The following is a 16,701-nucleotide window of genomic DNA, read 5'->3' as shown; positions in this document are numbered from 1 at the left end:
TTGAGTGGGATCGGTTCTCGTGCATCGAAAAAGACTAGGGGCAATCATTTGCATGTATATCGATCCACGAACCACTATTAGGGAGGATGTTAAACCATGGCAGGTTTCTTTTCAAAGCTTAAAGAAGGTCTTACCAAAACCCGACAAAATTTTGTTGAAAAAGTAGAAGAAGTTTTCACGGGTCGGAAGAAAATTGATGAAGAGTTATATGAAGAATTGGAAGAGGTGTTAATCCGGTCAGATGTAGGTGTTAACACTTCTTTCGAATTGGTTGAACGGTTGCGCAAGGAAGTTAAACAGCGTAAACTTTCAGATCCGAATGAGCTTACAGCGGTTCTGCAAGAATTGATCGCAGAGTTGTTGGGGGAAGAATCAAGCCTTACTTTTGCCAAGCAGGGTCCAACCATTATTCTCGTGGTTGGGGTCAACGGGGTTGGTAAAACTACGACGATTGGAAAGCTTGCCAATTGGTTAAAAAGGGATGGAAAAAGGGTTATAATGGCTGCAGGGGATACTTTTCGGGCTGCTGCCATAGACCAACTGGAAGTTTGGGGAGAGCGATCCGGTGTAGAGGTAATCAAGCAACGAGAAGGGGCTGACCCGGCAGCGGTTGCCTATGATGCGGTGCAAGCTGCTAAGTCGCGCAATGTTGATGTAGTGATTGTGGATACTGCTGGTCGACTCCATAATAAAGTGAATCTAATGGAAGAATTGCGGAAGGTTAAACGGGTGATAGACCGAGAAATCCCTGGGGCACCACATGAGGTTCTGCTGGTGCTTGATGCGACGACTGGACAAAATGCTTTACAACAAGCAAAGTTGTTTCAGGAAGTTGCGGGAGTTACAGGAATTGTTTTGACGAAGTTGGATGGAACAGCGAAGGGAGGGGTTGTCCTGGGAATTCAAGGGGAAACCCATATTCCGGTAAAATGGATTGGAATAGGTGAAGGAATGGAAGACCTGCGTCCGTTTGTTCCTGAGGATTTTGCGTCCGCACTCTTTGGAAAAATTGATGAGGGGGAGTAGGCTCTGACAGACTTTGCACTTATCGGGGGAACAGGGCTTGAATATTTTGAGCTGACTGAACAGCGCGTTATCTCTGTGGAAACTCCTTACGGAACAGTTGAACCAGTTATGGGGAAATTAGGTAAGCATGATCTGGTTTTTATGAGCCGACATGGTCGAGACCATGCGACTCCTCCTCATCTTGTGAATTACCGAGGAAATATTTGGGCGTTGCGCGAACTAGGGGTGCGAAAGGTTGTTGCTACAGCGGCTGTAGGCTCTCTATCCCCGAATTACCACTTAGGCGAGTTGGTGTTGATTGATCAGTTTTTGGATTTTACTAAGAGTCGTCCACAGACATTCTATGAGGGAGGGCAACAAGGGGTACTCCATGTGGACATGACAGAGCCTTATTGTTCCGAAATGCGACAATTGATTGTAGATGCATCAAAGCATCTGGGACTTGTGGTTAAGAACGGGGCATGTTATGTTTGTACTGAAGGCCCTCGTTTTGAAACTCCTGCAGAGATTCGGATGTTTCAGCACCTTGGGGCTGACCTTGTCGGAATGACAAGTGTTCCTGAAGTCGTGTTGGCTCGGGAACTGGGGATGTGTTACGCCTCCATCGGGATGGTTACGAATGAAGCAGCGGGAATTGCAGATCATCCGTTAAGCCATGCGGAAGTTATGAAAAGCATTAAGGAATTGGAGATAAACGTTGCGCAACTCATCCAAACGACCTTTGAGTTATTGACTCCTGGTCAGAAATGTCTATGTGCCTTGGCAAATGTCGAAGTCGGTAAATTTTAAGAGAGGTGGTGGGACGTTGAAATCGATTGAATGGCTAGGGAATGCCTTGCGTATATTAGATCAGAGCAAGCTTCCAGTAGAAATCGTCTATCGGGATGCAGTGTCTTATGAGGGTGTAGCAGAAGCTATTGAAAATATGGAAGTGCGTGGTGCCCCAGCTATCGGGGCTGCCGTTGCTTATGGATTTGTACTGGGAGCGTTAGAGTACGAAGGAGATAGAGACGGCTTACCTAACTTTATGGAACGGGTCCAAGCTAGGCTTGCAGAAACTCGTCCCACGGCAGTCAATTTGTTTTGGGCCCTGCGAAGAATGGAAGATCGATTGCGTGAATGTTGGGATATGGATGATTTAGAGGATGTACGCCGGGTCTTGACTGAAGAAGCAGGTCGGATTGCCGAAGATGATCGCCGCATGAACCGTCTTATTGGGGAACATGGAAATGAGATTGTCCCAGACAAAGCTAATATTCTAACTCATTGTAATGCAGGGGCCTTAGCTACAGTGGAATATGGAACTGCCCTAGGGGTTATTCGAACTGCCCATACGGCTGGCAAAATGATTCATGTCTATGCAGATGAAACGCGTCCACTATTACAGGGGGCACGTCTAACTGCGTTGGAACTTCAGAGAGACAAGATTCCAGTGACCCTTATAACTGACAATATGGCCGGGTATTTAATGCAACAAGGAAAGGTCGACCTTGTGATTGTAGGAGCGGACCGAATCGCAGCTAACGGGGATACAGCTAACAAGATCGGAACTTATTCTGTTGCTGTCTTGGCACACGCTCACGGCATTCCGTTTTATGTAGCGGCACCAACCTCTACTATTGATTTAAAAGTAGCGAGCGGCCAGGAAATTCCGATCGAAGAACGGCCCGCTAAGGAAATCAGAGAATGCTTTGGGGTAACAATTGCACCAGACGAGGTTAATGTATTTAACCCGGCGTTTGACGTTACTCCAGCTAAATATATTACGGGAATAATAACTGAAAAGGGGATAGTGTCCGCGCCTTATTCAGTTAATCTCCTTAAATTGATGGTTCGATCTTGAATTTAGAGGGAGTAATCTCTTAATCTAAGCCAGGAATCTTAATCTTGATGACGGCTGTAAGGAGACAGAAGACGATGTCTAAGATTTTAATTCATGCTATGGTTTTACCCATGACTGGAGCAGATGCGTTTTTTCCTCAGGGGGAAATTTGTATTGAGGATGACAAGATTGTTTCAGTAGGGGTGCAGGGCTCTGCACCGGGCGGTTTTGAGCCTGAACGCATTTTGGAATTACCTAATGATGTGGTTATGCCCGGCTTAATTAATACTCACACTCATGCGGCCATGACGCTTCTCAGGGGTTATGCAGATGATCTGCCGCTAATGCCGTGGCTTAACGAAAAAATATGGCCTTTTGAAGAGAAATTGACAGATGAGGATATTTATTGGGGAACCTCCTTAGCACTTTGCGAAATGATCCGTTCTGGAACTACTACGATGCTCGACATGTATGCTTCGATGGATCAAGTTGCAAGTGCGGTACTCCTTGCTGGGACCCGAGCTGTGCTTTCGCGAGGGCTGATCGGGAATGGGCCTAACGGGGAACGTGCTTTACAGGAGAACATTGAATTAGTACGCCGGTATCATGGAACGGGTGATGGGCGGTTGAGTATTATGTTTGGTCCACACGCCCCTTATACTTGTTCGGCAGACTATCTTAAAAAGGTAAAAGTTGAGGCCAACCGCTTGAATGTAGGAGTTCATATTCATGTGGCGGAGACTCAAGATGAGATTAACATTGTGAGAGAACAGTACGGAAAGACGCCTGTCCAATGGTTGGATGAACTGGGGCTTTTCAGTGGGCATGTTGTGGCGGCTCACTGTGTGCACTTAACTGCACAAGATATAGAAATCTTAGCTCGCCAGAACGTTTGTATCGCACATAATGCTGAAAGCAATATGAAGCTGAGCAGTGGAACAGCCCCAATTACTGAGTTGCGTGCCAAAGGGGTTGTTGTAGGACTCGGAACGGACGGTGCCTCAAGTAATAACAACCTTGATCTGTTTGGGGAAATGCGCTCAGCAGCCTTCCAACAAAAACTAAGAGTTAATTCAACCGTACTTCCCGCCTATGAAGTACTGGAAATGGCAACAGTGGGCGGGGCACAAACGTTAGGACTTGAAGATGTCGGCGTGTTGGCTCCAGGGTTTAAAGCAGATTTGATCACGATCGATATGGATCAACCGCATTTTTATCCTCGTTTTTCAATCCCGGCACATTTGGTTTATGCGGCCCATGCTGGAGACGTTCGTACGGTGATGGTAGACGGTAAATTTCTTATGGAAGGCCGAAGACTATTGACAATGGATGTCGGTAAAGTTTGCCAAGAAACCGAAACTCGAGCAAAGCGAATTGCAATGGAATTGAATGTTAAGTAATAACACTTGACATTCAATAAAATTTAGTCTAATATTCCGTTGTAAAGTAAAAACGCTTTACAGGGGGTTGTAATGGAGAAACTCGCCAAAAGGGCTCTCTTAGTTGATTTTTATGGACCACTTCTAACTGAAAAGCAAAGAAACGTTTGGGATCTTCATTATCAACAAGATCTCTCGTTAACTGAAATCGCTGAAGTGGAGCATATCAGCCGTCAGGCTATTCACGATTTGCTTAAACGCACAGAAAGGATCCTCGATGAATATGAGGATAAATTAGGACTTGTGCAGAGGTTTTGGACGGAACGTGAGAAGTTGATAGAGGTTCAAACTTTATTACAAGGGTTAACGAAACAAGATTTTTCGAGTCTGGTAGCCTATGAACGGCACCAAAAGATACGTGCTATGATTGAAGATGTTTTTGCCAACATTGCGGCTTACTGAGGGCAGTAAACAGAGTTCAGAAGTCAGATGCCCGAGGTCGGAATACGTTGGTATAGGGTATTACAGCCAAAACAGACTTTGAAAGCTGACTTTGAATTTTTACTATTGTGGCGCAAATGAGTACTGGATTCTCATTTATTGAGGTGGGACTTTGGGAAGTGGATCAAATCGAAAGCGGGGACTGGCATGTTTCAAGGACTAAGCGAAAAACTCCAAGAAACATTTAAACGGCTTAAAGGAAAAGGTAAATTAAAGGAAGCAGATGTCAGTGAGGCTATGCGAGAAGTTCGTGTTGCTTTGCTTGAGGCGGATGTCAACTTTAAGGTAGTCAAGGACTTTGTGGCCAAAGTTAAGGAACGTTCGATCGGACAGGAGGTCCTTGAATCCCTTTCGCCGGCACAACATGTTATTAAGATTGTTCATGAAGAAATGATTGAACTCATGGGTGGTGCAACAGGTAAAATCCTAATTGCATCAAAACCGCCTACCGTGATTATGTTAATTGGTCTTCAAGGGGCAGGAAAAACAACACATGCGGCCAAATTGGCTAATATGCTAAAAAAACAGGGGAAACATCCTTTGCTTGTGGCGTGTGATATTTACCGTCCTGCAGCGATTAAACAATTGCAAGTTTTAGGAGACCAACTGAAAGTTCCAGTCTTTTCTATGGGACAGGATAACCCGAGGGATATTGCTAAAGCAAGCATCGTGCATGCCAATCAAAACGGGCAAGATGTAGTCATTATTGATACGGCTGGACGTTTGCATATTAACGAAGAATTAATGGGTGAGCTTCGAGATATTAAAAGCTCTGTTAAACCTCATGAAATTTTGTTAGTTGTAGATGCTATGACAGGGCAGGATGCAGTCAATGTAGCAGAGTCATTTCACAGTGATTTAGGACTTGACGGCGTCATTCTCACAAAGCTCGATGGAGATACGCGCGGGGGTGCTGCGCTTTCTATTAAAGCAGTAACTGGGTGTACGATAAAGTTTGTTGGGATCGGGGAAAAAATGGATGCCATTGAACCTTTCCACCCTGATCGAATGGCTTCACGAATCTTAGGAATGGGCGATGTCCTTACTCTGATTGAAAAGGCACAAGAGTCTTTTGATGAGAAAAAAGCCAAGGAAATGGAACAAAAACTTCGGAAACAGGAATTTACACTCGATGATTTCTTAGATCAGATGCAGCAGATGAAAAAAATGGGCCCGCTTTCCTCGATTTTGGAAATGATTCCCGGAGTAGGGAAGCAGTTGAAAGATGTACAGATAGATGAGAAGGACACTGCACATATTGAAGCAATTATCCGGTCGATGACGACAGAAGAGCGCCGGAAGCCGGTATTAATAAAAGATTCTCGTAAAAAGAGGATTGCTAAAGGCAGTGGCACCTCTGTTCAAGACGTAGGGCGTTTATTAAAGCAGTTTGAACAAATGCAGAAAATGATGAAGCAATTCTCGGGTGGTGGCATGGGAGTGCTCGGAGGCGGGAAAAAAGGTAAGAAGGGTAAGAGACCTAAGTTCCCTTTTCCGACGGTATAGGGGGATTTGTGTCACCCAGCGTTCGGTGCTTACGACGCAGAGCAAACTAACCGTTCAAGCTCCTTTCTTTGGGGCGCGGGGTTCATCCTTCGGCGATAATCTCCACTGGAGACTATCGTGCCAGATGAGCCATCCGTGGCTCACTGGCGGCAGTGTACATCCTTGTACACTGCCCCGGTCTTGGGTCGCTTGAACGGAAGTTTGCTTAGCTGCTTACGTAATGACGTCACGCTGTGTGACACTGCGTCCCGGGTCTTGGGGACGAGGGACGTTGCTTGGGAGACGGCACATTTCATGCGCGCCTTCCAGTGCAAGTTGCGGACGGTTCTTGAGTCTCATTAGGTCGGTTGCTGTTTAGGCCACGCTGACGAGACACACGCTTGGGACATAGACCAAGAGAAATGTGCTGAATAATTTTGATGGACACACGCTGTAATATATAGCGTTGTTTATATAATAAACTTACTTTAATTGAGTTTTACTCTGTCTTAAAGTTTAGTTGAACTAAAATAGGGGCAAAATGTGCGATGTGAGATATTGAATGGATGACATTCGAGCCTCGAACTTCGAACTTCGAACCTCGAATTGGAGGAGGTGAAAACATGGCTACCAAAATTCGTCTGTGCCGCATGGGTGCGAAAAAGAATCCTTTCTATCGTATGGTAATTGCTGACGCTAGAGCTCCCCGTGATGGTCGTTTCATTGAGCAAATTGGATATTATGATCCGACTAAAAGCCCTGTAGTTCTTAACATTGATGAGGAAAAGGCTATGAAATGGTTATCAACCGGGGCTCAGCCTTCAAATACTGCAAAGTCTTTGCTGAGTCAAGCTGGTATCATGACCAAATTCCACGAGTCCAAGAACTAACTGTAGAGTTTGGGGGGTGGTTCCTGTGAAGGAACTTGTAGAAATCCTCGCGAAAGCGTTGGTAGATCGAACTGACCAAGTTCTCGTTGTCCAGTCTGAGACAGAAAAGAGCGTGCATTTGCAGTTAACAGTCGCTCCTGAAGACATGGGGAAAGTGATTGGGAAACAGGGGAAGATCGCGAACGCTATTCGTACGCTGGTTAAAGCGGCTGCCGTCAAAGATGGGCGCCGAGTTCATATGGACATTGATCAATAACGTTGAGAAGGGCAAGTGCCCTTCTCAACGTTTTAAACTTAATCTTTTGGAAAGGGGCAAGGATTATGGATAAAGTACTGATTGGAGAGGTGTTGCGTCCGCATGGACTGAGCGGTGAGTTGAGGGTTTATCCGTTGACGAACGACCCTGAACGCTTTTTGAAACTGCAGGAAGTCATTTTGCAACGCGGGGAGACCAATCAACACTTTAAAGTTATCAAAGCCCGTTTACAAATGGAATTTGTTTTACTCGAAGTTGAGGGTATGGATTCTGCGGATGAGGCAGAAAAATACCGAGGGTGGGAAGTGCGAATTGATCGTTCGGATGTACTCCCGCTTAAAGAGGGATGGTATTATTTCGAGCTGGAAGGGATGCAAGTTTACGAGGGAGATCTCTTATTAGGAACCCTGTCTCAGGTTTTAGAAACTGGGGCGAATGACGTCTATGTAGTCAAAGGCGCTAATGGGGAACTATGTATTCCGGCCCTTAAAAGTGTCGTTCAAAACGTTGATGTCCCTGGTCGACGCATGGATGTAATACTTCCAGCCGGGCTTCGAGATTAGTCGTTCGAACCACGAACGATGAATATCGAACCACGATTAGGTTGGAGGATTGATCTACATATGATAAAAATTACAGTGTTAACATTATTCCCTGAGATGTTCGTACCTTTGCATGAAAGCATTTTAAAACGAGCGCAAGAAGCGGGTTTAATGGAAATTAACTTGGTGAATTTCCGTGATTACGCTGCTAGTAAGCATAAAAATGTGGATGATGTTCCCTATGGAGGAGGAGCAGGAATGCTCTTAAAGCCTGAACCGATTTTTGCAGCAATAAGGGATTTACCCCAGACCTGCAACCAACGGAGGCTTATTCTCATGTCACCACAAGGCCAGGTTTTTCATCAGGAAAAAGCTGAACAATGGTCTGCTCATAAAGAACTCGTCTTTATATGCGGGCATTATGAAGGATTTGATGAGCGAGTTCGAGAGTTGGCCGATGAAGAAGTCTCCCTAGGGGACTATGTCTTGACTGGCGGGGAGCTTGCTGCAATGGTTATGATTGATGCCCTAGCCAGGCTCATTCCTGGAGTCCTCGGAGAAGAGGTTTCAGCCGAGGAGGATTCACACAGTATTGGTGGTCTCTTGGAATACCCTCAGTATACTCGTCCAGCTGAATTTGAAGGGCAGAAGGTGCCGGAAGTTTTGTTATCCGGACATCACGCACAGATAAAGCGTTGGCGAAGAAAAGAGTCTCTAAGACGGACTTTTTTAAGGCGCCCAGATTTGATCAGTGAGATTACTTTTGGAGCGGAAGACTATCCCATTTTAGAAGAACTTATTCTTGAGCACGAGGAAATTGCCTCATGGCGTGGGAAATGGCAACATCTTTGTCCTCCACCAAAACGACAGCGGCGATCTTCGAAAAAAACTATCTAAAATATAGAATCAGAGGTGGCCTCTGGTTTCAGGAACTGCGTTGGGAGGAATTTCTCCATGTCAGATATTTACTTAGCTCTAGTCCATTCCCCTGTATACAATAAAAATATGGAGACGGTCGCTACTTCAATTACCAACTTAGATCTGCATGATATTGCCAGGTGTTCAACCACCTATGGGGTAAAACGATATTTCGTAGTTCATCCTGCGGAAGCCCAACGTCAGTTAGCGAAACGTATTATGGGCTTTTGGCAAGAGGGTTACGGTGCTGAGTACAATCCGGACCGTCAAGAAGCATTCGCGCGAGTTAAAATTGCAAACAATTTGGAGGAAGTCTATGCTGAGATTGAAGCTGAACACGGAGTTGCCCCTATTAAAGTGGCGACAGATGCACGTAAGTATGCCAATACAGTTACTTATGCACAGCTTCGTAAGGATATAGAAACTATAGAAACTCCAATTCTTTTACTCTTTGGTACGGGATGGGGACTGCTCAAAGAAGATGTTGAGAAGATGGATCTGATTTTAGAGCCGATCTATGGACCGACCGATTATAATCACTTATCTGTACGTTCAGCAGTCTCAATAATCTTAGATCGCCTACGCGGACATTGAGCACGGATTTGCTAAAGGTAAAGAAAGATTGATCTTGAATTTGTTGCATAACTAAACAGGTTGTGATAATATAAATTGGTCTGATATAGATGGTCCGCTGGCTGTGAATCAGTGTATGAACATCTAGGCAAGGAAGGGGGGATTTTTAATGGATTATATTCGCATGATTGAAGAAGAACAAATGAAGAAGGATCTTCCTAACTTCCGCCCAGGTGATACGGTTCGTGTACATGTGCGCATTGTTGAGGGAACTCGTGAACGTATTCAGGTTTTTGAAGGGCTTGTCATCGCAATGAAAGGTGGTGGCATTCGAGAGACTTTTACAGTTCGACGTGTTTTCGCTGGAGTCGGGGTAGAACGAACTTTCCCTTTGCATTCACCACGCTTGGAAAAGATTGAGGTGGCTCGTCGGGGTATTGTTCGCCGGGCTAAGCTTTACTATTTACGTGGACTATCGGGTAAGGCGGCACGGATTCGCGACCGTCGTATCGGCTAGGAAATAATTGAGCTGGAGCAATCTGGCTCTTTTTTTTTACTTGCAAAAAAATTCGACTGGACCGCTTCTAGGCGGTCCCTTCTTGCTACCCATTGCCGGTAGGGACACTGCGCCATCTGTACAGGTCTAACCTCGAACATTTGTCGGAGTATGGCTGAAGGATGGGCACCTACATATTTTGTGGACCAAAAGGTTGACATAGAACTAGCTTTTTATATTGTCGAAAATTGCAGACTTACAGTTATAAGCAAACAAAATGATTAATTATAGATTTTTATGCTTCTTCCGCGTATGCTCCGAAGAATCTTGTTCATACTAAAGAGTAGTTCAAGAGGGGAGCGTTACGATGGAAAATAAGAGAACAAAGACAAAATGGCTTTTGGGTATTATTGGCGTAGTTATACTGGCAGGCGGAATATTGCGTTGGGTAGTATTTCAACCGTATTTGATTCCAACTCCCTCCATGGAACCTGGCATGGCTCCGGGAGACCACATTCTCGTTAATCGTCTTTCATATCGCTTCTGGGCTCCAACTCGAGGAGATGTTGTCGTATTTGCCTTTCCCAAGGATTTAAAGCGAACCTTTGTAAAACGGGTTATTGCGGCTGAAGGTGAAACTGTAGAATTACGGGATAATAAAGTTTTTGTAAATGGGGATGCTATTCCTGAGCCTTACGTTAAACCCGGTGATTACCCCCCCTATGGTCCGGAAAGGGTACCGGAGGGAAAGGTCTTTGTCTTAGGCGATAATCGCCGTGAAAGTGAAGACTCAAGAGAATGGGGACTTCTTCCTAAGAACTATCTGTTAGGAAAAGCATGGTTAGTATATTACCCTTTTCAGAGGTTTAGATTTATTTCGAGAGCAAGTTAAATAGATTAGCTAAAGAAAAGTCTGAGAAGGATGAAGAGAGGTTTTCATGAGTATTCAATGGTTTCCAGGACATATGGCTAAAACGAGACGGCTTCTGTTAGAACAACTAAAATGGGTAGATGTCGTGTTAGAACTTGCAGACGCGAGGATACCGGTCAGCAGTCGTAATCCAATGCTGAATAATTTGCTTGGCAATAAGGCGAGGTTGCTGTTGCTTAACAAAGCCGATTTAGCGGATTCTAATTGGACGTCGAAGTGGCTGAAGCACTTAAAAGAATTGAGTCCTGTTTACGCTGTTAGTGCAACGACAGGGGTAGGTGTTAAACAGATCGTACCGGAACTTGAACGCATGGTCCTTGCTAAACAAGCAAAACAAGCGGAAAAGGGTATTCGCCCGCAAATGATAAAAGTAATGATTGTTGGTATTCCGAATATTGGAAAGTCCTCTTTAATAAATCAATTGACAGGTGGAGCCCAAGCAAAAGTAGGTAACAAACCAGGCGTTACTCGAGGTAATCAATGGGTTCGGATTCATGAACGAGTTGAGCTGTTAGATACGCCGGGAATGTTATGGCCGAAGTTTGATGATGTTGAAGTCGGAAAAAAACTAGCAGCACTTGGGGCCGTAAAAGATGATGTTTTTGATATTGAGGAACTGTCGAATTGGATTATTGACTGGTTAAATATACATTCCCCAAGTTCTTTGTCCCGCTATAAGATTGAAGAATCTGAGGTTACGCTGGAGAGCTTAGGTCGCAAACGGGGATGCTTAATTCATGGTGGACGTGTCGATACGCTTAAAGCAGCTCAGATATTTCTTAGGGATCTTCGAATGGGACAACTCGGACCAATAACTATGGATCATTTTAATAAATAATATAATTACGAAAATAAAAAGATATTAGAAACATTTCTAAATTTTAAAATTATTGTGTGTATATTGAAGATTGATAGCTAGATAAGAGGTAATTGCCTCTGCATGTCGAAATGAATTTTTAGGGAGAGAAGAGGAGAAAAGTGTGGAACCGTTATCCCAAATGAATATTCGGGAAGTTCAAGAAGCACTCTATAGAGATCCTTCCCCTCGTATGATATGTGCTTGTCAGAACGACTCGCGTCAGGGAGTTCGCAGACTAGCAGTTCAACTAGTCAAGTACCAGCAGGCACAAGTGCTGGAACAAGCTCGTATACAACAACTGCTCGTTGAAGAAAATAAGCTATGGAAGCAAGGTTATTTATTGTTGGCAGGAGTTGACGAAGCAGGTCGCGGACCGCTGGCGGGTCCGGTTGTCGCAGGATCCTGTATTCTGCCGGCAAAATTTGATCTTCCTGGGCTCAATGATTCCAAGATGCTGACAGAAAGTAAACGGGAAAAGCTCTTTATACAAATTCAAAAGCAGGCGATTGATTATGCTATAGGAAGTGCTGAATCGGCAGAGATTGATGCCCTGAATATTTTGCAGGCAACGAAACTAGCCATGAAGCGCTCCATAGAAGGCTTGACAATTCGCCCTCATTATTTACTGATAGACGCGTTAAATCTTCCAGATGTACAACTTCCACAGCTTCCGCTCATAGGGGGTGACCACTTAAGTGCGTCAATCGCGGCGGCCTCTATTTTAGCAAAAGTGACCCGTGATCGACTAATGGTTCAACTTCATTCTCTCTATCCAGAATATATGTTTTCTAAGAACAAAGGGTATGGCACAAGTGAACACATGCAGGTTCTAAAGCGCTTAGGGCCATGTCCGCTCCACCGCAAAAGTTTTGCACCGGTGAGGCAAGAGACATCTATTAGCTAAAGGTAAGAAATTATAGAAAACACTATTAAATTGACCGAAATCTATGGTTGTGGCAAAATATGATTAGCTAATAGAAGCATGCTATCGGAAATTGTAATGAAAGGAGGTAATCCCAATGTATGATAATAATTTTTCTGGTGTAGGTGTGTTTCTTGTTGGAGCAATGGCAGTATCCATCATTATGATGATTATGCCAAAATTGCTAGCGCCCAATAAACCGCATAAAGAGAAGTTGACAACTTACGAATGTGGTAACGAAACCATCGGAAGAACATGGCTTGGATTCAAGAGCAATTATTTTATGTATGCCTTAGTTTTTGCAGCTTTTAGTGTTGAAACAGTTTTCTTGTATCCTTGGGCCTTAACATTCCAAAAACTGGGGACATTTGCCTTTGTGGAAATGTTTATCTTTATTGTCATTCTCTTAGTTGGTTTCTGGTATGCTTGGAAAGAAGGTGCTCTAGAGTGGATGTAGCTTCAGAAAAACGTCTTCGCGAAGAAGAAACGTTGATAGAAAAGAATGTTTTAGTTACTACGATTGATAAGGCCTTGAACTGGGCAAGAGGACATTCCTTTTGGCCGGTTACTTTGGGCTTAGCTTGCTGTGCGATTGAAATGATGGCTACTGGCGGACCCCGTTATGACATTTCCCGCTTTGGATATGAGGTTTTCCGTGCCTCACCTCGTCAAGCCGATGTCATGATCGTTGCAGGGACTTGTACTCGTAAGATGGCTCCCCTGTTAAGAAGAATTTATGACCAAATGCCCGAGCCAAAATGGGTGATCGCCATGGGCAGTTGTGCGAATGCAGGAGGTCCCTTTGTCGATTCCTACTCCATGCTTGCGGGTGTCGATAAAATCTTACCAGTAGACGTCTATATCCCAGGGTGCCCTCCGAGGCCGGAATCCTTAATTTATGGGCTTTTGCAACTTCAATATAAAGTTTCAAATCCCGCTAAGGTGAGGTTAATGAGACATGGAAAATAAAGTATTAAGCCGCTACGTAGACGAACTTGCCTCTCAGGTTAACGGTGTAGTCGAAGAAAGTTTTGGGGTACTCGTGTTGAAAGTTCAAGCGACCTACATCATTGAAGCGTTAACGGGAGCTAAAAACTTCCCCGATGTCCCATGTGATTTTCTGCACGATTTATGTGGAGTAGACAGTGGGGACCATATTGAAGTCGTCTATCAGTTATCAAGCCTCCATGGCCCCCAGCTCTTGAGAGTGAAGGCAACTATGGACCATGAAAACCCGGTGATTGACTCCGCAACTCGCATTTGGGAGGGCGCAAACTATCTTGAGCGTGAAGCCTATGATATGTTTGGCATCAAATTTAAGGGACATCCCAATCTAAAGCGTATTTACATGTGGGATGATTTTGAAGGATATCCGTTGCGCAAAGATTATGTGACTGAACCCATAGAGGTTCGAAATGTCGTGCGTACACGAATAGAAGGGGAATAGGGGGAAACGTCATGTCTATTGAAAAAACAGAAGAACTGATCTTAAACATGGGCCCCCAGCACCCGAGTATGCACGGCTTGTTTCGCATGGTGGTCCATTTAGCAGGAGAAACAGTTACGAATATTGAGCCTAAACTAGGATATTTACATCGAGGTATGGAAAAACTAGCCGAAAGTCGAACCTATTCACAGTTCATTCCTTATACGGATCGGTTGGACTACTTGGCGTCTCCGCATAATAACTGGGCCTACGTACAAACTGTTGAGAAGCTCATGGGGGTTGAAATTCCAGAACGCGCTGAGTATCTTCGGGTTATCTTCGGGGAACTTGCCCGAATTGCCAGCCATCAGGTGTGTATTGCCAGTACAGCGCTTGATATGGCGGGTTGGTCAGCATGGTCTTATGCTTTCCGTGATCGTGAACGGATTTGCGATATGTATGAGATGACCGCAGGAAGTCGCTTGACAGTCAACATTATGAGAATAGGAGGAATGAGTGCAGAGCCACCGGAAGAATTTTGGCCTGCCTTACAATCATTCCTTGACGACACACCAGAGATGCTTGAAGAATATTATGGCATCTTTTTTGGAAATGAAATTGCTATGGGTCGGTTAAAGAACGTGGGTATTCTAACCAAGGAAATGGCGGAGAACCTGTCGATCACCGGACCCGTCTTACGAGCGTCCGGTGTCGATTATGACGTGCGTAAAGCGGATCCTTACAGTATCTACGATCGATTTGATTTTGATGTACCTGTTAGAACGGGTTGCGATAGCTATGATCGTACTATAATCAGGATGGATGAGATCGTGGAAAGTATCAAAATCATTAAGCAAGCAGTACGTGATATTCCCGGCGGTCCGATTATGGCGAAGGTCCCTAAAGTTATTAAGCCTCCAGTCGGGGAAGTATATCACCGTGTTGAGAACCCCAAAGGGGAACTAGGATTTTATATCGTCAGTGATGGAACGACTAAGCCGACACGGCTCCGTATCAGACCAGCTACATTCATAAACTTACAAATGCTCCCGATAGTAGCCAAAGGCTGGAAGATTCAAGATGTTGTAGCTATTTTCGCCACCTTAGATGCTGTATTGGGTGAAGTTGATAAGTAGTAAATTGCGATGAGGGGAGAATAAGATGGAGACTCTAAATTACCTGTTGGAGACTCTAAATAATCTGTTTTTGATTATTGCGGATGCCATCCGTGGTCTTTTTGCGGATCCCCAATCGGTTTGGGCTAATTTAACCATGAATGTCATTAATTTTATCATCGTGGTTATCATTGTTGTCCTGGCTGCTTTGATTTTGATCTTACTTGAACGCAAAGTAGCAGGTTGGACTTCACAAAGGCCAGGGCCCAATCGTCTCGGTCCGCGCGGATGGTTTCAGACTATAGCTGATGCATTAAAACTCATGGGTAAAGAAGATGTTACCCCGGCTGGTGCAGATAAGCTTATTTTTAAAATTGCACCAATGATTATCTTCTGTCTCCCAATGATGACCTTGGCTGTCATACCTTATGGGAAGGATATGGCACCGATAAATATCGATTTAGGTATCTTATACTTTGTAGCTATCTCCTCAATTTCAACCCTGTGTTTCTTAATGGCTGGATGGGGATCCAATAATAAATACTCCTTACTTGGGGGTATGAGGGCAGTAGCTCAAATGATCAGTTACGAAATCCCCTTGCTCTTCTCCTTGCTCGGGGTTGTTATGATCACTCAGTCGTTTAACTTAGGGGTTATAGTAGAAGCGCAAGGCACTATTCCTTTTATTGTTCTTCAACCTCTGGCGTTTGTAATTTTCATGATTGCGGGCTTGGCAGAACTTAACCGAGCACCGTTTGACCTGGTTGAAGCGGATCAGGAAGTAGTTGCAGGCCCCTTTACAGAGTATACCGGACTTCGCTGGGGATTGTTTTTCCTTGGAGAGTACGGAAACATGACGGCTATGTCTGCACTTGCTGCTACGGTATTTTTAGGCGGTTGGCAGGGTCCTGCTTTCTTGCCGGGTTATGTTTGGTTCTTCATGAAAGTCGGGGTTATGATTTTCATGATGATGTGGGTTCGGTGGACCTTCCCAAGGATTAGAATTGACCATTTAATGCACTTGGCGTGGAAGGTCTTGTTACCGCTTTCAATAGTGAACATTTTGTTAACGGGTCTGGGAATTTACATTTACCGATTCGTGATGGGAGGGTGACACAGTGTTTGGTAAAGGTCTACTACAAGGTTTAGGCATCACATTCAAACGCATGGTCGGTCCGAATATCACTGAGTTTTACCCTGAGGAAAAACCTAACCTTCCGACTAGGGTGCGTAGTTCCATGGGGCTCGAACGGGATAAGTGCATATCATGCAACATGTGCGCTATGGCCTGCCCTAACTCAGTTATCAAATTGACCAGTGAAAAGAATGAAGCCAATAAAAAAGTTCTAAAAACGTATCATATGGATGTAGGTCGTTGTCTGTTCTGTGGTATGTGTGCCGAGGTTTGTCCTACAAAGGCTTTGAAAGTTACTCAGGAATTTGAAAACGCGATTTATGAGCCGGAAGACATGCAATGGGATATGATTAAACGCGCCGAGCGAAAAGGGAAGGAGGAGTGAGGGTGAGCACAATCGTATTCTTTATTTTTGCGATTCTGTC

At 44.5% G+C, this 16,701-nt stretch carries 22 protein-coding genes; all 22 read left to right on the top strand.

Features of this window, described 5'->3' with window-relative positions:
* The first annotated feature begins 96 nt into the window (after positions 1–96).
* The 22 genes from ftsY to LJE72_RS00005 all read left to right on the top strand — a co-directional run bounded on the left by ftsY (position 97) and on the right by LJE72_RS00005 (position 16,661).
* Positions 97–1,026 (top strand): signal recognition particle-docking protein FtsY, encoded by a 930-nt coding sequence (ftsY, locus tag LJE72_RS00110; RefSeq protein ID WP_229245265.1) that lies wholly within the window; start codon positions 97–99, stop codon positions 1,024–1,026.
* Between the two features lie 3 nt (positions 1,027–1,029).
* Entirely contained in the window at positions 1,030–1,815 is a 786-nt protein-coding gene (gene mtnP, locus LJE72_RS00105) for an S-methyl-5'-thioadenosine phosphorylase (protein ID WP_248286145.1), read from the top strand.
* 16 nt (positions 1,816–1,831) lie between these two features.
* Positions 1,832–2,869: an S-methyl-5-thioribose-1-phosphate isomerase gene (gene mtnA, locus LJE72_RS00100; RefSeq protein ID WP_229245264.1), complete on the top strand. Its 1,038-nt coding sequence runs from the start codon at positions 1,832–1,834 to the stop codon at positions 2,867–2,869.
* A gap of 74 nt (positions 2,870–2,943) precedes the next feature.
* The gene (locus tag LJE72_RS00095; protein ID WP_229245263.1) at positions 2,944–4,248 is read left to right on the top strand and encodes an amidohydrolase; all 1,305 of its coding nucleotides are present in this window, start codon (positions 2,944–2,946) and stop codon (positions 4,246–4,248) included.
* Positions 4,249–4,320: 72 nt separating this feature from the next.
* Positions 4,321–4,689 (top strand): putative DNA-binding protein, encoded by a 369-nt coding sequence (locus LJE72_RS00090; protein ID WP_229245262.1) that lies wholly within the window; start codon positions 4,321–4,323, stop codon positions 4,687–4,689.
* A 186-nt stretch (positions 4,690–4,875) separates the two neighbouring features.
* Positions 4,876–6,234, top strand: coding sequence for a signal recognition particle protein (ffh, locus tag LJE72_RS00085; protein ID WP_229245261.1), 1,359 nt, complete (start codon positions 4,876–4,878; stop codon positions 6,232–6,234).
* A gap of 117 nt (positions 6,235–6,351) precedes the next feature.
* Positions 6,352–6,576 carry a hypothetical protein gene (locus LJE72_RS00080; RefSeq protein ID WP_229245260.1) on the top strand — a complete coding sequence of 75 codons (225 nt, stop codon included), beginning with the start codon at positions 6,352–6,354 and terminating at the stop codon, positions 6,574–6,576.
* 260 nt (positions 6,577–6,836) lie between these two features.
* Positions 6,837–7,103: a 30S ribosomal protein S16 gene (gene rpsP / locus LJE72_RS00075; RefSeq protein ID WP_073028236.1), complete on the top strand. Its 267-nt coding sequence runs from the start codon at positions 6,837–6,839 to the stop codon at positions 7,101–7,103.
* Between the two features lie 25 nt (positions 7,104–7,128).
* Entirely contained in the window at positions 7,129–7,359 is a 231-nt protein-coding gene (locus LJE72_RS00070; RefSeq protein WP_073028235.1) for a KH domain-containing protein, read from the top strand.
* A 65-nt stretch (positions 7,360–7,424) separates the two neighbouring features.
* A complete protein-coding gene (rimM, locus tag LJE72_RS00065) occupies positions 7,425–7,922 on the top strand; it encodes a ribosome maturation factor RimM (RefSeq protein WP_229245259.1) in 498 nt (165 codons plus the stop codon).
* A 60-nt stretch (positions 7,923–7,982) separates the two neighbouring features.
* Positions 7,983–8,798 carry a tRNA (guanosine(37)-N1)-methyltransferase TrmD gene (gene trmD, locus LJE72_RS00060; protein WP_229245258.1) on the top strand — a complete coding sequence of 272 codons (816 nt, stop codon included), beginning with the start codon at positions 7,983–7,985 and terminating at the stop codon, positions 8,796–8,798.
* Positions 8,799–8,855: 57 nt separating this feature from the next.
* Positions 8,856–9,413, top strand: a complete 558-nt coding sequence (locus LJE72_RS00055) for an RNA methyltransferase (RefSeq protein WP_073028232.1) — start codon at positions 8,856–8,858, stop codon at positions 9,411–9,413.
* Positions 9,414–9,561: 148 nt separating this feature from the next.
* Complete coding sequence (rplS, locus tag LJE72_RS00050; RefSeq protein WP_007786333.1) at positions 9,562–9,909, top strand: 50S ribosomal protein L19; 348 nt, start codon at positions 9,562–9,564, stop codon at positions 9,907–9,909.
* A gap of 346 nt (positions 9,910–10,255) precedes the next feature.
* Positions 10,256–10,780: a signal peptidase I gene (gene lepB, locus LJE72_RS00045; protein ID WP_229245257.1), complete on the top strand. Its 525-nt coding sequence runs from the start codon at positions 10,256–10,258 to the stop codon at positions 10,778–10,780.
* A 46-nt stretch (positions 10,781–10,826) separates the two neighbouring features.
* A complete protein-coding gene (ylqF, locus tag LJE72_RS00040; RefSeq protein WP_229245256.1) occupies positions 10,827–11,657 on the top strand; it encodes a ribosome biogenesis GTPase YlqF in 831 nt (276 codons plus the stop codon).
* A 142-nt stretch (positions 11,658–11,799) separates the two neighbouring features.
* Positions 11,800–12,582: a ribonuclease HII gene (locus LJE72_RS00035; protein ID WP_229245255.1), complete on the top strand. Its 783-nt coding sequence runs from the start codon at positions 11,800–11,802 to the stop codon at positions 12,580–12,582.
* A gap of 115 nt (positions 12,583–12,697) precedes the next feature.
* Positions 12,698–13,057: an NADH-quinone oxidoreductase subunit A gene (locus LJE72_RS00030; protein WP_229245254.1), complete on the top strand. Its 360-nt coding sequence runs from the start codon at positions 12,698–12,700 to the stop codon at positions 13,055–13,057.
* Complete coding sequence (locus tag LJE72_RS00025) at positions 13,048–13,569, top strand: NADH-quinone oxidoreductase subunit B (RefSeq protein ID WP_229245253.1); 522 nt, start codon at positions 13,048–13,050, stop codon at positions 13,567–13,569. The genes LJE72_RS00030 and LJE72_RS00025 overlap by 10 nt, the downstream gene beginning before the upstream one ends.
* Positions 13,559–14,047: an NADH-quinone oxidoreductase subunit C gene (locus LJE72_RS00020; RefSeq protein WP_229245252.1), complete on the top strand. Its 489-nt coding sequence runs from the start codon at positions 13,559–13,561 to the stop codon at positions 14,045–14,047. The genes LJE72_RS00025 and LJE72_RS00020 overlap by 11 nt, the downstream gene beginning before the upstream one ends.
* An 11-nt stretch (positions 14,048–14,058) precedes the next feature.
* On the top strand, positions 14,059–15,162 hold the full coding sequence (locus tag LJE72_RS00015; protein ID WP_229245251.1) for an NADH-quinone oxidoreductase subunit D: 1,104 nt from the start codon (positions 14,059–14,061) through the stop codon (positions 15,160–15,162).
* Positions 15,163–15,187: 25 nt separating this feature from the next.
* Positions 15,188–16,255, top strand: a complete 1,068-nt coding sequence (gene nuoH / locus LJE72_RS00010) for an NADH-quinone oxidoreductase subunit NuoH (RefSeq protein WP_229245250.1) — start codon at positions 15,188–15,190, stop codon at positions 16,253–16,255.
* 4 nt (positions 16,256–16,259) lie between these two features.
* The gene (locus LJE72_RS00005) at positions 16,260–16,661 is read left to right on the top strand and encodes a NuoI/complex I 23 kDa subunit family protein (protein ID WP_229245249.1); all 402 of its coding nucleotides are present in this window, start codon (positions 16,260–16,262) and stop codon (positions 16,659–16,661) included.
* The last annotated feature ends 40 nt before the right edge of the window (positions 16,662–16,701 follow it).

Source organism: Desulfosporosinus shakirovi (assembly GCF_020595055.1).
Classification (GTDB): domain Bacteria; phylum Bacillota; class Desulfitobacteriia; order Desulfitobacteriales; family Desulfitobacteriaceae; genus Desulfosporosinus; species Desulfosporosinus shakirovi.
The sequence above is the reverse complement of the archived record's forward strand: the minus strand, read 5'-3'. Positions and strand labels throughout refer to the sequence as shown.